This window comes from Lipingzhangella rawalii (genome assembly GCF_031628175.1).
In the GTDB taxonomy this organism is placed as follows: Bacteria; Actinomycetota; Actinomycetes; order Streptosporangiales; family Streptosporangiaceae; genus Lipingzhangella_A; species Lipingzhangella_A rawalii.
Window position 1 is genome coordinate 1 of the sequence record NZ_JAVLVT010000009.1, and the last position, 16,919, is coordinate 16,919.

General features: G+C 67.7%; 12 protein-coding genes. 4 read left to right on the forward strand and 8 right to left on the reverse strand.

The annotated features are described in order from the left end of the window. Positions 1-386: 386 nt before the first annotated feature. Positions 387-2,081, forward strand: coding sequence for a stealth family protein (locus tag RIF23_RS16680; protein ID WP_310913504.1), 1,695 nt, complete (start codon positions 387-389; stop codon positions 2,079-2,081). 80 nt (positions 2,082-2,161) lie between these two features. Here RIF23_RS16680 and RIF23_RS16685 read toward each other — a convergent pair whose 3' ends face one another. After that, the gene (locus RIF23_RS16685; protein ID WP_310913505.1) at positions 2,162-2,434 is read right to left on the reverse strand and encodes a hypothetical protein; all 273 of its coding nucleotides are present in this window, start codon (positions 2,432-2,434) and stop codon (positions 2,162-2,164) included. Positions 2,435-3,002: 568 nt separating this feature from the next. Here RIF23_RS16685 and RIF23_RS16690 point away from each other — a divergent pair. Continuing rightward, entirely contained in the window at positions 3,003-4,145 is a 1,143-nt protein-coding gene (locus RIF23_RS16690; RefSeq protein WP_310913506.1) for an adenosine deaminase, read from the forward strand. A 110-nt stretch (positions 4,146-4,255) separates the two neighbouring features. On the opposite strand, the gene RIF23_RS16695 is transcribed toward RIF23_RS16690, so the two are convergent. The 3 genes from RIF23_RS16695 to RIF23_RS16705 form a co-directional block, all read right to left on the reverse strand. Beyond that, positions 4,256-5,377: a Gfo/Idh/MocA family oxidoreductase gene (locus RIF23_RS16695; RefSeq protein ID WP_407659491.1), complete on the reverse strand. Its 1,122-nt coding sequence runs from the start codon at positions 5,375-5,377 to the stop codon at positions 4,256-4,258. A 384-nt stretch (positions 5,378-5,761) separates the two neighbouring features. Next, positions 5,762-8,173: an endopeptidase La gene (lon, locus tag RIF23_RS16700; RefSeq protein WP_310913508.1), complete on the reverse strand. Its 2,412-nt coding sequence runs from the start codon at positions 8,171-8,173 to the stop codon at positions 5,762-5,764. Between the two features lie 113 nt (positions 8,174-8,286). After that, positions 8,287-10,182 carry an ABC transporter ATP-binding protein gene (locus tag RIF23_RS16705; protein ID WP_310913509.1) on the reverse strand — a complete coding sequence of 632 codons (1,896 nt, stop codon included), beginning with the start codon at positions 10,180-10,182 and terminating at the stop codon, positions 8,287-8,289. Between the two features lie 447 nt (positions 10,183-10,629). Here RIF23_RS16705 and RIF23_RS16710 point away from each other — a divergent pair, with 447 nt between their 5' ends. Next, positions 10,630-12,180: a potassium/proton antiporter gene (locus RIF23_RS16710; protein WP_310913510.1), complete on the forward strand. Its 1,551-nt coding sequence runs from the start codon at positions 10,630-10,632 to the stop codon at positions 12,178-12,180. An 88-nt stretch (positions 12,181-12,268) separates the two neighbouring features. Here the strand turns inward: RIF23_RS16710 and RIF23_RS16715 are convergent, their stop codons facing one another. The 4 genes from RIF23_RS16715 to RIF23_RS16730 all read right to left on the reverse strand — a co-directional run bounded on the left by RIF23_RS16715 (position 12,269) and on the right by RIF23_RS16730 (position 16,300). Further along, a complete protein-coding gene (locus RIF23_RS16715) occupies positions 12,269-12,781 on the reverse strand; it encodes a low molecular weight protein-tyrosine-phosphatase (RefSeq protein WP_310913511.1) in 513 nt (170 codons plus the stop codon). Positions 12,782-12,850: 69 nt separating this feature from the next. After that, positions 12,851-13,282: a response regulator gene (locus tag RIF23_RS16720; protein WP_310913634.1), complete on the reverse strand. Its 432-nt coding sequence runs from the start codon at positions 13,280-13,282 to the stop codon at positions 12,851-12,853. A 67-nt stretch (positions 13,283-13,349) separates the two neighbouring features. Beyond that, complete coding sequence (locus RIF23_RS16725; RefSeq protein ID WP_310913635.1) at positions 13,350-14,957, reverse strand: sensor histidine kinase; 1,608 nt, start codon at positions 14,955-14,957, stop codon at positions 13,350-13,352. A gap of 89 nt (positions 14,958-15,046) precedes the next feature. Then, positions 15,047-16,300, reverse strand: coding sequence for a PP2C family protein-serine/threonine phosphatase (locus RIF23_RS16730; RefSeq protein WP_310913636.1), 1,254 nt, complete (start codon positions 16,298-16,300; stop codon positions 15,047-15,049). A gap of 315 nt (positions 16,301-16,615) precedes the next feature. On the opposite strand from RIF23_RS16730, the gene RIF23_RS16735 reads away from it, so the two are divergent. Beyond that, positions 16,616-16,855 (forward strand): hypothetical protein, encoded by a 240-nt coding sequence (locus tag RIF23_RS16735; protein WP_310913512.1) that lies wholly within the window; start codon positions 16,616-16,618, stop codon positions 16,853-16,855. Positions 16,856-16,919 lie beyond the last annotated feature (64 nt).

Below are 16,919 nucleotides of genomic sequence, written 5' to 3' on the forward strand. Positions count from 1 at the left end.
CGTCCCCCCCGGGGGAACGTCGGATGCGGGCACATCCCTCCAGCCGCGCCGTGGGCGTTGTTGCACGCCCGGGGGCTGCCCCCACACGGTCCCCGGGTGGATGCGGGCGCATCCCTCCAGCCGCGCCTGGGCGAATCGGCGCGCATCAGCACAGCCAGCAGCCCCCATGCCGTGTCCAGGGGGTTCCTCCCGGCCTGCCCCCCATCCTCACCGGAGTGGCCTGACCAGCACCCCAACCCACAGACACCCCAGAAGACACACCTAACCGGCCCGTATCGCGACCTCGGAATGCGGATCGACACTCGACAACACGAGAACGGCCCCACGTTCCCGATAGTGTGCGCGTAACCGCGGCCCGAACGCCTCCCCGATCCCGGAGGGTTTCCATGGCACTGCGTGTGCTCAGGCTGGTGCGAACACTTGCCGCTGGCGTGCATCGAGCACGACTGCGTCGCCGATGGCGCCGAACCCTGGCGGCGCAATCCACGCTGGGGATTTACGAGCATGCACACGGGCCAGTGCTGGCTCGCACCAGGACAAGCCCCTGCTCCACCCGCGAACTTGCTCTCCAGGTTGTGGACCTGACCACCGAACTATTGCAGGCACACGCTGTGGACTACTTCGTTCGTGAGGTCGACCACGGGCGGGACTACGTCGTGGGGGTTCGCGCGGCCGAACGCGACCGCGTCTACACGGCCCTGGCGGACACCCGCCCCGAAGACGTTCTCTATGCCGCGGCGGAAACCCTCCGAGGCCCGGCGGACATCCCCCGACCGCTGGCGGAGCAGTCCAGCCGTCGACGGCTGCGCCACGCCGATGCGATCCGCCTGTGCCAGTATGTCCGTTCCGCCAACGGGGTCAGGATAGGGGGACCGGAACACGGCTGTGTCCTGGAGTTCTGGCACTCCGGGGCCACCGTCCTCGAGCGCTCGGACGGCCCGTCGATCCTGGATCGCCTGCACGTGGTGGTACCAGAGGACCGCCTGGCTGAGTCCATTCTGTGCACCCGCCCCAACCCGGTCAGCCAGATCATTCCTTCCGAGGAACAGCAGCCCGCCCGGATCACAATCGGTGACCGGAACTACCCCACACTGTGTGCGTTCACCCACCCGGTCGCGCACACTGTGAACTTCCCCATCGACCTTGTCTACACCTGGGTGGACGGCAGCGACCCGGAATGGGCAGCCCGACGGGACGCGTACCTACGCGAGCGGGGCGAGGCTCTGCACCGCATCGCGGCCTCCGCAACCCGCTACGAGAGCCGCGACGAGCTGAAGTACTCGTTGCGCTCCGTGGAAATGTTCGCGCCGTTCGTCCGCACCATCCACATTGTGACCGACGGGCAGGTCCCCGACTGGCTGGATACCGAGCACGAACGTGTTCACCTCGTGGACCACCGCGACATTTTTCCGTCCCTCGACGTGCTCCCGGTGTTCAGTTCGCGCGCGATCGAAACCCGCATCCACCACATCCCCGGGCTCAGCGAGCACTACATCTATCTGAACGACGATATGATGTTCGGCCGCTACGTTGCCCCGGATACCTTCTTCCACGCCAACGGCATTGGGAAATCCTTCCTTTCCCAGGGGCAGATCGGACTGGGAGAACCCACCGGAGCGGACCACCCGCCACGTGCGGCCGCCAAGAACACCCGAGCCCTCCTCCAGGCCGAGTTCGGTCCGTTCATCACCCGCACGTTCAAGCATGCCCCCTACCCGATGCGACGTTCGGTCGCCCACGAACTCGACGAACGTTTCCCTGAGGCCATCGCCCGCACCACCGCCTCCCGGTTCCGCAGCCCCAGCGACGTGACCCTAACCTCCAGCCTGTACCCCAACTACGCGCTGATGACTGGGCGAGCCGTGCCCGGCGAGATCTCGAGTGCCTACATCAACCTCGCCAAACCCGCGGCACTGCGTCGCCGCACCGACGCGCTACTCCGCGGCCCGCGCACTTTCGACTCCCTGTGCCTCAACGACACCGAGCCACTGCCACCACGTAAACGTGCACGGGTCGACGCGCAGCTCCAGCACTTCCTGGAGCACTACTTCCCACTTGCCAGTTCCATGGAGCGTTCCTGAACGCCCAGCCGAACCGGCGCCCTGGTGATCTGCACAGACATCTCGGCGCTCCGGGTGTTCTACTCACGAGGTCCACCGACTCAGGAATCGGGAATGTGCGGCTTCGCGGAGATGAGGGCAGAACGGGGGATGACCACCATGCTCTCCCCCGGGTCGATCGAGACCCCCCGCGGCAGGCGGTAGCGGTGACTCGTGGTGAGATCCTGTCCGATCACGGCGACATCGCCGTTGTCCAACTCCCAGATGTCCGGGCAGTTGCCACCACTGGACGCCCCCGCCCGCTCCTGGGGCGAGCGCCCCCAGCGGCGCCGCAGTTCCGCACTTGGATCCGGGTCCCATTGTGATCCAGACATCGGAATGCTCCCGTTCTCCGCCTGCATTTTGATGACAGGACGATAACACCAGTCAAACTCCGGCGCCATGTTCCCCAGATTTTGAATCTCCGGTTTCCGACAAACGCACCAATATGATCCATGCGGATCCCGTGCATATTTTCAGAAATGATCATGCCATGCGCGTAATGTCAGGGGTTCGCGGGAGGCCGGTGGCGGCGGGGCAGACACAGCCCACCGGCACGTCACCCGATCGTGGACACCCACGGAACGGGCGCAATCGGTGACCGCCCCGTGCCACCCCGTCAGCGCGCCCGAGGAGCACGCCAATTCCCACCTCGAACAGGCCGGCCGGGAACAGGACGGGACCACCGGACGTCGGAGGCACCGCCCCGGAACTCCCGTCCCCGTGGGCGGCGCTCGGTGCCCGTACTCCAGAGCGTCCCCCACCCCGCCGCGGGGCGGAGATGTGCCGCGCACCCACGGAGACGTACGGCACGGTCGCCATCGCTGTCCTCTCCCCAGGTCAGTGGGCTAGGATCGGGGAAATTTATCCACAGTACCGAACAGACCGATCCAAAGGAGGACAATGACTCAACTGGACGCCGCAAGGGTGCGGCGGCTACCGAAGGTCGTGCTCCACGACCACCTGGACGGAGGGGTGCGCCCACAGACCCTGGTTGAGCTGGCCCACGACACCGGATATACCGGCCTGCCCAGCACCAACGTCACCGAGCTGAGCTCCTGGTTCGCCGCGGCCGCCCACGCTGGCTCCCTGGAGAACTACCTCACGCGGTTCACACCCGTGGTGGACCTGCTCCAGAGCAGCGCGGCGTTGGAACGCATCGCCACTGAGGCGGTGCTGGACCTGGCTGCCGACGGGGTCGTCTACGCCGAGCTGAAGATCGCCCCCGAGCAGCACACCCAGCGGGGACTGGCCGTCGACGAGGTGGTGGAAGCGGTTCTCGCGGGCCTCAACGTGGGCGTGGCCAGGGCTCGGCTCCGTGGACACGAGATCCACCCCCGCCTGCTGTTGACCGCGCTGCGTCAGGCCGCGACGAGCACCGAGATCGCGCGGTTGGCAGTCCGTTACCGCGAGGCCGGGGTGGTTGGCTTCGACATCGCCGGCCCCGAGGCCGGCTACCCGCCCACGCGGCACCTGTCCGCCTGCGAACACGTGCGTCAGGAGAACTTCAATCTGACCATCCACGCCGGCGAGGGATTCGGGCTCTCCTCGATCTGGGAAGCCATCCAGTGGTGTGGCGCGGACCGGCTCGGCCACGGAACCCGCATCGCCGACGATATCGCGGTCGCCGAGGACGGAAGCGCCAAGCTCGGCCAGCTGGCCGCCTACGTGCGGGACAAACGCATCCCGCTGGAGATGTGCCCGACCTCGAATGTGCACACCGGGGTGGTGCCGAACCTGGCCGCCCATCCCATCGACACACTGCGCCGGCAGCGATTCCGGGTCACGGTCAACACCAGTAGCCGCACCATCAGCCAGACTTCGATGACCGCCGAGTTCACCGAGCTCTCCCGCGAGTTCGGCTATGGGGTGGACGAACTGAGCTGGTTCACCGTAAACGCGATGAAGTCGGCGTTTATCGGCCACGACGAGCGCCTCCGGCTCATCAACGAGGTCATCAAACCGGCCTACGCTCGTGAACGGATCAGCCACGTCAGCGGCGCCTTCTTCCGGATGGAGGACGCCTGGCCCCATACGGGCCGGTGAGCCACCAGCCCACCCCGCCGATGCCGGATGGCGTGGCTGGATTCAACCGGCGGGCACGGTGCTGTGACTCCGGAGCCGGAGACGACACCGTGACTCCCGCAGGGCTGGGTTCAGTGCAGCGGTGTGGGCTCCGGAACGGCGGCCGCGGTTCCCGCAGCGGCGCTGCGGCGCGCCGCGTCAATCACGTCCAGGCCGTGTACGACCTCGTGTGGCTCCACCGGAACCGGCTCCCCCTCGGCCACCGCATCCCGTAGGCCCGCGTAGAAGGCCGGATAGTTCCCGCGGACACTGGGCACCTTTCGCACCGTGCCGTCGGCACCGAGCTCTCCCCAGTGTTGCTGGAGCACCTCGCCCCAGTCCGGGCGGTCGGGACGCTCTCCTTGGTTCAGGCGGTCCTCTTGGCTGTCCATTCCGTGGATGGTGAAGGCCGCACGGTCGCCAAGCACGCGGAACCGTGGCCCCCGCTGGGCGGCAACCGCACTGGCCCACAGGTGGCTGCGGGTCCCGTCCCGGTGGGTCAGTGCCAGGAAGGCGTCATCCTCGGCGGATACCCCGGGGCGGCAGGCATCCAGTTCGGCGTACACGCGGGCCACGGGGCCGAAGAGATTCACGGCCTGGTCGACCAGGTGTGGCCCGAGGTCCCAGAGAATGCCCCCGCCCGCGGCGGCGGGGCCGCTGTCGCGCCAGCTGTCCCTGGCCTCGGGGCGCCAACGCTCGAAACGGGACTCGAAGCGGTGCACCCGCCCCAGCTCGCCACTGTCCACCAGGTGCCACAGGGTCTGGAAGTCGGCGTCCCACCGGCGGTTGTGGTAAACGGTGAGGACCTGTTCCCGCTGGGCAGCCGTGGCGACCAGGTCACGGGCCTCGGCGACGTCCAAGGCCAGCGGCTTGTCCACCACCACGGCCAAGCCCGATTTCAGCGCTGCGTGGGCGAGCGGAACGTGGCTGTCGTTGGGTGTGGTGACCACCGCAATGTCGTAGTCGGTGGCCCGCTCCCACAGATGCTCGGCGCTGGGGTGCACGGTGGCCTGGGGGTATCGATGACCGACCGCTGCCGCTCGGGCTGAGTCCCCGGTGACGACCCCGGACAGCCGCAGCCCCGGCGTGGCATCGATCAGGGGGGCGTGGAACACCGACCCGCCCTTGCCGAAACCGAGCAGGGCCACACGCAGTTCCGCAGCGTGGGCAGCGGACGCAGCGGACGGAGCGGACACAGAAGACACAGCGGACATGGAGACGTCGACCCGTTCGGAGGCAGTGACGTCCCCACGCTACTGCACAGTGGGGGGCGGTCTCCGTGCGTGCCCCACGGGTCGGGGCCATGGTGCCTCGCCCCGACGACGAGGCGACCGTGTGTGTCCGCCTGAGCTGCAACGCGAACAAAGGCGGGGCCGCCGGTCTCCCCCAAGAACCGGCGGCCCCGCGGCAGGCGGCGTCCCCCCTACGCCGCCACTGGCGCCCGCGTCGTATCTCTCGACGCCAGGGCCAGGCATCCAGCGCGCCCCGGGGCGCGCTCACCGGGGTCAACACTCCAATTCCGCGGTTTAATCCACAGCGACAACGAAACGACCTGCGACGATGGCCACATTCGCCTCCGCGTGGTGCGGGTGCGGGCCTCAGGCCACCGCCGGCACCTGCGCCTCGGCCGGCTCCAGGGCCAGCTCCAACACCTCGCGCACGTCGCTGACCGGGTGCACAGTCAGCTGGGAACGCACGTCCTCGGGCACGTCGTCCAGATCGGGCTCGTTGCGTGCCGGAATCAGCACGGTGCTGATTCCGGCCCGGTGCGCGGCCAGCAGTTTCTGCTTTACCCCACCGACGGGCAGCACCCGTCCGGTCAACGAGACCTCACCCGTCATCCCGACCTCAGAGCGTGCCGCCCGTCCCGAGAGCAGCGAGGCCAGCGCCGTGGTCATCGTGATTCCGGCACTGGGGCCGTCCTTGGGCACGGCACCCGCGGGAACGTGTAGGTGGATCCCCCGGTCTTTGAGGTCGGCCACCGGCAGCTCCAGTTCCGCGCCCCGGGAACGCAGGTAGCTCAATGCGATCTGTGCCGACTCCTGCATGACCTCCCCCAGTTGCCCCGTGATGGTCAACCCACTGGCACCGGATTCTCCATCCGCCAGCGAGGCCTCCACGAACAACACGTCCCCACCGGTTCCGGTCACGGCCAGTCCGGTCGCCACACCGGGAAGTGCCGTGCGGTCGGCTGACTCCGGTGTGTGCTTGGGTCGGCCCAGATAGTCGGGCAGTGCCTCGGCATCCACAGTCACGGGCAACTCGGTGTCTCCCAGGGCAACCCCAGCAGCAACCTTGCGCAGCACCCTGGAGATGGAACGTTCCAGGTTTCGCACGCCCGCCTCGCGGGTGTACTCGGTGGCGAGTCGACGCAGGGCCGACTCGGTGACCTCGGCCTCGGTGGCCTCCAGCCCGGAGCGTTCCAACTGGCGGGGCAGTAGGTGATCCCGACCGATGGTGACCTTCTCGTCCTCGGTGTAGCCGTCCAGCGACACCAGCTCCATCCGGTCCAGCAGGGGGTCCGGAATCGACTCGACCACGTTGGCGGTGGCGAGGAACACCACGTCGGAAAGGTCGAGGTCCACCTCGAGATAGTGGTCCCGGAACGTGTGGTTCTGGGCTGGGTCGAGCACCTCGAGCAGCGCTGCGGTGGGGTCGCCACGGAAGTCGGATCCCACCTTGTCGACCTCGTCCAGCAGCACCACCGGGTTCATGGTGCCGGCTTCCTTGATCGCGCGGACGATACGGCCCGGCTGTGCGCCGACGTAGGTACGCCGGTGCCCGCGGATCTCGGCCTCGTCCCGCACACCACCCAGGGCGACGCGGGTGAAGCTGCGCCCCATGGATCGGGCCACCGACTCACCGAGCGAGGTCTTACCGACCCCGGGTGGACCGACCAGTGCCAGCACGGCCCCGCTTCGGCGGCCGCCAACCACACCGAGTCCGCGCTCCTCCCGACGCTTGCGCACCGCCAGATACTCCACGATGCGTTCCTTGACGTCCTCGAGCCCCGCATGATCGGCGTCGAGCACGCCACGGGCCGCAGTGACGTCGTAGGCGTCAACGGTGCGCTCCTGCCAGGGCATGGCCAGGATGGTGTCCAGCCAGGTGCGGATCCAGCCGGATTCGGGGGAGGAATCCCCGGCACGTTCCAGCTTGTCCACCTCGGCCAGGGCGGCTTCGCGTACGTGTTCGGGAAGGTCGGCGGATTCGACCTTGTCCCGGTAGTCGTCCTCCTCAGAGCCCGGCTTACCGTTGAGCTCGTTGAGCTCGGACCGGATGGCCTCCAGCTGACGGCGCAGCAGAAACTCTCGCTGCTGCTTGTCCACGCCCTCCTGGACGTCGTTGTTGATCTTCTCGGTGACGTCCAGCTCGGTGAGATACGCACGAGTCCACTCGATGAGCCGGGTCAGCCGCTCGGCGACATCGAAGGTTTCCAGCAGCTGCAACTTCTGGTCCCGGTTGAGGAACGGCGAGTACCCACCGCTGTCGGCCAGCGCACCGGGATCGTCCAGCTTCTGCACCGAGTCCAGGACCTGCCAGGCGTTGCGCTTCTGGAGATAGGTCACGAGTAGACCCTTGTACTCCCGCGCCAGTTCCTGCACCCGGCCCGGGTAGCCGTTCTCCGGCGGCTGCGTGTCGTCGACGGTGACATGAACCCACAGCGCCGCTCCGGGACCGGTCGTGCCGCTACCAACGGTGGCGCGGGACACGCCCCGCAGCACCGCCGCCGGCTCTCCATCCGGAGTGCGCCCCACCTGCTCGACCGTGGCGACCGTCCCCACTGCGGCGTAGGTTCCGTCCACGCGCGGAACGATCAGGACCCGCGGCTTGCTGGACGAGCGCACTCCGGGCGTGTCTTCGGCTCGTTCCTCCACCGCCTGGGCGGCGTCCACGGCGGATCGCACCTCGGAATCGGAGATGTCGACCGGCACGACCATGCCGGGCAGGACCACGTCATCGTCCAGAGGGAGAACGGGCAGCGTCACTCCGGTCTGCGTGTCACTCATGCATCCTCCTTATTGAGTCCACTTAACTCAATAAAGACGAGTCTGGTTTTATTCCCCCCCTGGGTGTTCGCTGTGGGCGATCGGGAGGTGCGGCCCGGTCGCCCACCGATGTTTCACCCAATCGGGCTGCGTTCGCCGGCAGGGCTGCGTTCGCCGGCGGGATCGAACTGGCTGTGGTACAGCTCGCCGTAGCGTCCCCCCGCAGCCAGGAGCTCGGCATGGGTTCCCCGTTCGACCACGTGTCCGTTCTCCAGGACCAGGATCTGGTCGGCGGCCTGGATCGTGGACAGGCGATGCGCGATTACGACGGCGGTCCGGCCCTGGAGGGCCTCGGCCAACGCCTCCTGCACGGCCGCCTCGGAGGTGGAGTCCAGGTGCGCGGTGGCCTCGTCGAGGATCACCACCTGTGGGCGGGCCAGCAGCACCCGGGCGATGGTCAACCGCTGGCGCTCGCCCCCGGACAGGCGATATCCACGGTCCCCGACGAGGGTGTCCAAGCCGTCCGGCAACCGGGAGACCAGGTCGTCCAGGCGAGCACGCCGCAGCACCTCCCACAGCTCGTCCTCACCGGCTTCCGGTCGGGCCAACAGCAGATTCGCGCGTACCGTGTCGTGAAAGAGGTGGCCGTCCTGGGTCACCATGCCCACGGTGTCCCGGATCGCGGACATCGACAGCTCGCGGACATCCACACCACCCAGGCGGACCGCACCCCCGTCCACGTCGTACAACCGCGGGATCAGCTGAGCGATGGTGGACTTGCCGGCCCCGGAGGAACCGACCAGCGCGACCATCTGTCCGGGCTCGGCCGTGAACGACACCCCGTGCAGCACCTGTTCTCCCCCGCGCGTGTCCAGATTCGCCACCTCCTCCAGTGACGCCAGGGACACCTGGTCGGCCGACGGGTAGGCAAAGTCCACCCGGTCCAGCTGTACCGAGACCGGCCCCGAGGGAACGGGCCGGGCATCCTCCCGCTCCTCGACCAGGGGCCGCAGATCCAGCACCTCGAACACCCGCGAGAAACTCACCATCGCACTCATCACCTCAACCCGAGCGCTGGCAAGCTCGGTCAGCGGGGCGTACAACCGGGTCAGCAGCAGGGCGAGGGACACCACGGCACCGGAGTTGATGTCTCCGGACAGCGCGTAGAACCCACCCAGGCCGTAGACCAGGGCCAGCGCGAGCGCCGACACCAGCGTCAGCGCCGTGTAGAAGATGTGCTGCACCATCGCCGTGCGCACACCGATGTCCCGAACCCGGCCGGCCCGTTGGGCGAACCGCGCCGATTCCTCCGTGGGACGGCCGAACAGCTTCACCAAGGTCGCCCCGCCTGCTGAGAACCGTTCGGTCATCTGAGTGCTCATCACGGCATTGTGATTGGCACCCTCGCGTTCCAACCGCGCCAGGCGCGTACCCATCCTGCGGGCGGGGATCACGAACAGCGGCAGCAGCACCAGGGTGATCAGTGTGATCTGCCAGGACAGCGTCAGCATGACCGCCAGGGTGAGCACGAGCGTCACCAGGTTGCTCACCACCCCGGACAGCACGTCAGCGAAAGCCCGTTGGGCACCGATCACGTCATTGTTCAGCCGGCTGACGAGGGCACCGGTGCGGGTCCGGGTGAAGAAGGCGACCGGCATGCGCTGCACGTGGTCGTAGACCGCGGTACGCAGGTCGAGAATCAGGCCCTCCCCGATCCGGGCGGACAGCCAGCGGTTCAACAGTCCGAATCCGGCCTCGGCCACAGCGATGAGGGCGATCACTCCGGCCAACAGCGCAATGTGGCGCATTGGCCCACCCGCCTCGATCGCGTTGACGACCCAGCCGGCCAGCACCGGGGTCGCCACCGCCAGAGCAGCCGTGAGCACGCTCAGCACCACGAACCATGCCAGCCTGCGATGGTGGGGCCGCGCGAAGTCCCAGATTCGACGCAGGATCACTCGGGAGAACGGCCGCCGATCCTCCTGCGCGTGCATCGCGTGGTACATGGTGGTCCACGCGGTCACTTCCATACTCAATGATCCACCGCCTGCCGGTCGGGATTGTGGGGGCATGACCGTGCGATCCCGACGCTAAAAGCTCAAGTATCAGTGAAGTCAATGAGCCGGTGGACGTACCGCACACCGCGGTACAACGTTTCGGCGCCGGTGCCGCCATCGGGTGCATGGCTAGGGCAACCATCCGCGGCCCGCCCGCATTTCCCCGGCCCGTCCGCGGCACCCAGCGTCAGTTCCCTTCCGCGCCCGTGGCATCGCAGCCCGCGGTCGTGGCTGGCCAGCACAAAACCCGACATTCACCCCGAACGTGGGGAGTCGCTGAGAAACACGAATTCGACGCACCGATACCTTGGAGCTGCGGGGATGTCCCGCCAGCCCGGCGTCGCCAACGGAGTGTGTACCGCACCCAGCCGCCGAGAACGCGACCGCCGCGGGCCATCGGACACATGAGATGGGAGATGCGTGAGCGCCGACCTGCTGAACTACGTTCTGCTCGGCAGCATGCTGGTCCTGCTGGCGGGAGTGCTCGCAGTTCGGCTGGCCACCCGGGCGGGGCTGCCGGCCCTACTGGCCTTCCTGGGGCTGGGCTTGGCGCTCGGCGAGGGCGGACTCGGCATCCGGTTCGACGACCCCGAACTCATGCAGGTGCTGGGCTTCACCGCCCTGGCGATCATCCTCGCCGAGGGGGGACTGTCCACCAAATGGAGTGATATCCGTCCCGCGCTGCCGTTCGCGCTGCTCCTGTCCACGGTCGGAGTCGGGGTCAGTGTCACGGTTACCGCCATCGTGGGCCACTACGCGCTCGGCCTGGACTGGCGTATCGCAATCCTCGTCGGTGCGGTCGTGTCATCCACGGACGCCGCCGCTGTGTTCTCGATCCTGCGATACCTGCCACTGCGGGCACGGGTCCGCTCTGCCTTGGAGGCCGAATCCGGGCTCAATGACCCCCCGGTGGTCATCCTGGTCACCCTCGTGGTGTCGGATATCTGGGCCCAGACCGGGATCCTGGCCGCGGCGGGCGAGGCGCTCTACCAGCTGATCGGTGGAGCGGTCCTCGGCATCATCGTCGGGATCACGGGGCAGTGGCTCCTCAACCGCAGTGCCCTGCCCACCTCGGGCCTCTACCCGGCCGCCACCTGTGGTCTGCCGCTGCTGGCCTTCGGCGGATCCGGGGTGCTCGGTGCCAGCGGCTTCCTGGCCGCCTACGTGTGTGGCCTCTGGCTGGGCAACGCGCCACTTCCGCACCGCAACGCCACTCTCGGTTTCGCAGAGGGGGTCGCCTGGCTGGCACAGATCGCCCTGTTCACCCTGCTCGGCATGCTGGCCAGCCCGTCCGAGCTGCCCGGGGCTCTGGTTCCAGCCCTGGTCATCGGCGCCGCATTGACACTGCTGGCCCGCCCCGCCTCGGTCATGGTCTCCGCGGTGAGCCTGCGGATGACCCACCTGCGCCTGCCCGGTCTCCGCGGCCGGCCCCCGTCCCGCATTCCGGTGTGTCGCCCCTGTTGGCGGGTCCCCCTTCGCGAGCAGGCGTTCCTGTCCTGGGCGGGACTGCGCGGTGCCGTTCCCATCGTGCTGGCCACCATTCCCCAGTCGGAGGATGTCGCGGGCGCGGCGGGGCTGTTCGACATCGTCTTCGTGCTCGTGGTGATCTTCACTCTGCTCCAGGGGCCAACGCTGCCCTGGATCGCACGACGGTTGGGTGTGTCGGACGAGGGCAGCACCCAGGAGGTCAATGTGGACTCGGCCCCGATTGAGGAACGCCAGGCCGATCTACTCACCGTGAACGTGAGCCGCCGCTGCGACCTGGCGGGACGCCGCGTCCAGGATCTGGGGCTGCCACCCGGGGCCCTGGTCACCCTGCTGGTGCGCGACGAGATATCCCACGTGCCCTCCGGGGAGACGGAGCTGGCCCCCGGGGACCGCATCATGGTCATCACCACGCACACCGTGCTGCCCCAGGTGGAGGAGCGTCTACGGGACCTCACCGACCCGGACAAGGAGCCCTGGCACTGAGCCTCGCGGCCAGCGGCAAGCAGCCCACCAGCCCCAGCCAGCCTTCCCTGTCGACCGGCCGAGGTCCCTCTACACTTCGCACCGCGGCTCAGGGACGCAGCAGCGCCACCAGCTGTTCGGTCAGGCCCTTGCTCGCCGCCTCCACCATCCCGAGCACGGTGGCGAAACCGTCGTCCCCCCCATAGTAGGGATCCGGAACCTCCGCATACGGCCCGGCGTCCGGCGCGAAGGACCGGAACATCGCCAGACGTTGGGCGTCCTCAGCCGTGGGCGCCCGTCTGCGCAGCTCGGCGTGGTTGTCGCCGTCCATCGCCAGAACCAGATCCCGGTGGGCGAACCACTCCGTCTCGAACCGGCGAGCCACATGCTCGGTGGGATAGCCGTACACCCGCAGGGTCGCCGCCGCACGCGGGTCCATCCCAGACCCGATATGCCAGCTGCCCGTACCGGCGCTGTCCACCACGACCGCATCCGTGAGACCAGCCCGGTCCACGTCAGCACGTAACACCTGCTCGGCCGTGGGCGAGCGACAGATGTTTCCCAGGCAGACCAGGCACACCCGGTACGGTCCAGACGAATCACGCGGCGGGGGCAGACTCATGTCGCCCACGTTAGCCCACCAGCATCCGGCCCGCTCCGGTCCACCCATCGGATCGGCTCGACGAACCGTTCAACCATTCGGCAGCCGCACAACTGTGACGAAGAAGTCGTCGATCTGGCGGACCACCGTGATGAACCGGTCGAAGTCCACGGGCTTGGGCACATACGCGTTGGCGTGCAGCTGGTAGCTGCGCAGAATGTCCTCTTCGGCCTCGGAGGTGGTCAGCACCACCACCGGAATGTGAGCCAGGGATTCGTCCTGTTTGATCTCGCTGAGCACCTCACGCCCGTCCTTTCCCGGCAGGTTGAGGTCCAACAGGATCAGGTTCGGACGCGGGGCATCGGAATAGGGCACCTCACGGTGCAGGAAACGCAGCGCCTCGGCACCGTCCGACACGACGTGCAGCCGGTTGCCCACCTTATAGTCCTCGAACGCCTCCCGGGTCATGAGCACGTCCCCGGGATCGTCCTCGACCAGCAGAACCTCGATGGGCTGCACCATCGTGACCTCACTCAGCTTCTGCACTGCCTCGCCCTCCCTGCCACTGCTCCCCCGCCAGCGGATGACCCTACCCGACGTGACCCGCCCGCACGTCGGCGTCCGGGTCGCTCGGCGGCCCCGCCTTCGGCAGAGACCAGCAGATCCGGGTTCCGGACACGTCCGGCATCGCCAACCACTCGGTGTCCACCCAGATCCGGCCACCGTGGAACTCCACGATCTTCTTGCACATCGACAGCCCGATCCCCGTACCCCCATACTTCTCCCGGGAGTGCAGGCGCTGGAACAGCACGAACACGCGATCGGCATACTCCGGGTCGATACCGATTCCATTGTCGGTGCACGAGAACACCCACTCCTCGGACCGCTCCGTCAGTCCAATGTGCACATTCGGGGGGTGCTGTCCCCGAAACTTGATGGCGTTGCCAACCAGGTTGAACAGCACCTGTGTCAACAGGGTACGGTCCCCCTCCACGGTTGGCAGCTGGTCGGCGGTGACTGTGGCATCGGTCTCTTCCCGAGCCGAGGTGAGACTCTGCAACGCGTCCCGGAAGGCCTCATTGAGATCCACCTCGGTGAAGTTGCGGCTCCGGCCCACCCGGGAGAAGGCCAGCAGATCGCTGATGAGCGTCTGCATCCGCTTCGCTCCCTCGACCGCGAAGTCGATGTAGGAGTCGGCACGTTCGTCCAGCTGCCCCCGATAGCGGCGCTGGAGCAGCTGGCAGAAGCTCGCCACCTTCCGCAGCGGCTCCTGTAGGTCGTGGGAGGCGACGTAGGCGAACTGTTCCAGTTCCTGGTTGGACCGCTGCAATTCGTCGGTCTGTCGCCGCAGCAGATCGGACTGCTCCTGCAAGGCCCGACGTGCGTTCGCGACCTCGTCGAGATCGGAGACAATCCGTTCCCGCATCGAGTCGACATCGCGCCCGACACGTTCGATCTCCGGTGGTGCGCGCAGCTGGATGCGGTGCGTGTAGTAGCCATCGGCGACCTGTTGCAGGTGGCGTCCCAGCTCGTCAAGGGGGCGCAACACCCAGCTCTGTAGCATCACCCACAGGAAGATCGACAGCACGACGATCAGAACGCCGGCGAGGACCAGCAGGGCCACCAGCTGCTGCGTTGCCGTCCGGAGACTGTCCTGGGCGTCGTCGATCTCACCGACGATGTCGTCCCGGGCGTCCTGCGCCGCCGAACGCAGGTCATTGAACCGGTCCCGCCCCAACTGGTAGAGATCCTGGTCAATCTCCTCACCGGCCGCGACGGCCTCGATCGCCGGAGTCGCGAACTCGCTGTCCCACGCCTCGGCGGCGCTCGCCACCGAGTCCAGGCTGGCTCCGATCTCCTCCTGGTCACCGGCCACATCCCGAAGCTCGGCGATACTCTCCTCCTGGTTCTCCATCCCCTCGTGGTAGAGATCCAGGTACTCCTCGTTCTGTGTGTCCAGATACACCCGAACCCCGGTGTCGGCGTTCAGGTGCGCAGCCATCATCTGTTGCACGGCCACCCGCGCCGGGCTCAACTCCTCGACCTGGTCCAGCATGCTGTCCCGGGCCTGGACCGCACTCACCGTGATCGTGGTCACCAGGGTCACCAGGACCACGCTCACAGCCCCAAGCAGTACCGTCACCCGGCGTCGCAGCGACCAGGCCGGTTCGCCACCATCCCGCCGACGCCGCCGCAACTGGGGTGGTGCTCCGGAGCTGCGGCCAGGGTCCCCCACCTCTGTCGAAACCGCTGCCGACTCCGCGGGATCGGGGGGGTGCGGTTCCGTCACGTCCGGCTTCCGTGGGTGAGGAGAAGCATCGCCACATCGTCCTGCAACGAGTCACCGTTGCGGCGTTCGGCCTCGTCCACCAACTGTTTCAGCAGCCGGTCTCCGGGTGTCCCGGCCGTCATCCGTTCCGCGAGGAGCGTCTGCAAGCCCTCCACTCCCAGGCGTGCCTCGGCGGAGGTGTCGTAGGCGTCGATCACACCGTCGGTGTACATCAACAGCATGCTCCCACTGGGGAAGGGATGCTCCTCCACCTCGATCTCGGTCCCCGGGAAGATCCCCAGCGGGGGCCGCGGGCTGGCCGAGACCTCCCGGATGTCTTCCGGACGAAGATGATCACTCCGAGACGGCACCGCCGACGCCGTCGATGTTCCGACGGCGGCGACCGCCAACGGCGGCGGGTGCCCCAGGAGCCGCACCCGCAGCACTTCGCTGCCGTCATCGATACTGACCTGGCACAGGGTGGCGTAATTCTCCTCCTGAGCGCGTTCGCTGACCAGGACCCGCTCCAGGGCATGCAGCACCTGGTTTTCCGGAACACCGGCCACGACCAGTGCCCGCCAGGCGATGCGCAGCGAGACGCCCAGGGCGGCCTCATCCGGGCCGTGCCCGCTCACGTCGCCCACGATGACGTGTGTGACCCCGTCCTGGTGCACCGCGTCGAAGAAGTCGCCGCCCAACAGGGTGCGTTTACGCCCCGGGCGGTACAGGGAGCGGTGAACCAACGGTGACTCGGCGAGCAGCAGTTGGGGCAGCAGCCCCCGCTCCAGGCGCAGATTCTCGCGTGCGTGGAACTCCGCCTCGCGCAGCTGACGCGCGCTCTCCTCGGCGTGCCGACGCTCCAGGGAGTAGCGGAGGCTGCGCGCCAGGAGGGCACCGTCGACGTGCCCTTTGACCAGGTAGTCCTGGGCCCCGGCCGCCACTGCGGCGACGCCTTCGTGCTCGTCGTCCAGCCCGGTGAACACCACAACGGCGGCGTGCTGGGCCTCGGAAAGGACCTCCCGCAGTAGCTCGATGCCATGTGCGTCGGGAAGGTTCAGGTCCAGCAGGACACATCCCTGGAAGGAGGCGAGATACGGCCTGGCCTCGTGCAGGGTCGCTACCCAGGTAATCCGTGCGTTGAGCGAGGTCTCCGCGAGATACTCCTCCACCAGGAAGGCGTCCTGGGAGTCATCCTCGATGAGAAGCAACTCCACGGTCTCCGGCGCCTCCGGGTCATCGGAATTCTGGCCCCTCAGCTGGTCCACCGGCATATGCCCCATCTGGACGTCGTTCGACCCGGCGCTGGGTCTGGGCCCTGTGTCCTCGATGCTTAGCCTCACGTCGAGCACCTACTTGTCCGCCGCAACGCCCCACCCCCACAGCGGGTGAACGCCAAACCCTAACGGGCGGTTACCGATTCGCGCTAGCGGGATTGCACGAGCAACGTGAAACTGGCAGCGCGTTCCGCGGCTCAGGGTACCCGTTTCCCCACGTGGGGACGGAGCCCACCGCCAACTCCACCACCGCAGGACTGCGGCTGCTGCCAGAATAGGACATCCCCAGCAACCCCTCTCCGAAGGCTCGAGATGTCCCTCCTCCTTATCCTCGTTGGCACGGCACTCGTGAGCATCGCCCTGTTCAACCGCGTCCCCCAATTCCGCTCGCGCGGCGCCGTCACCTCAACACGCCCACCGGCCACGCCGAGCCCCAGTCCCCTGGTCTCCACGGCCCCCGCCCGCCTGACCGAGGCCGGACGCGCGACCGTGACCACGGTTGGCGGAAGTGTGCTCCTTATCGCACTGTTCCTGGCCCTGTCCGGGCTCTAGGAGGCCAGGAGGTCAGGAGGCGAGCTGGAGCAGCGCCGAACTGCGGGTCACGCACCCACCGAAC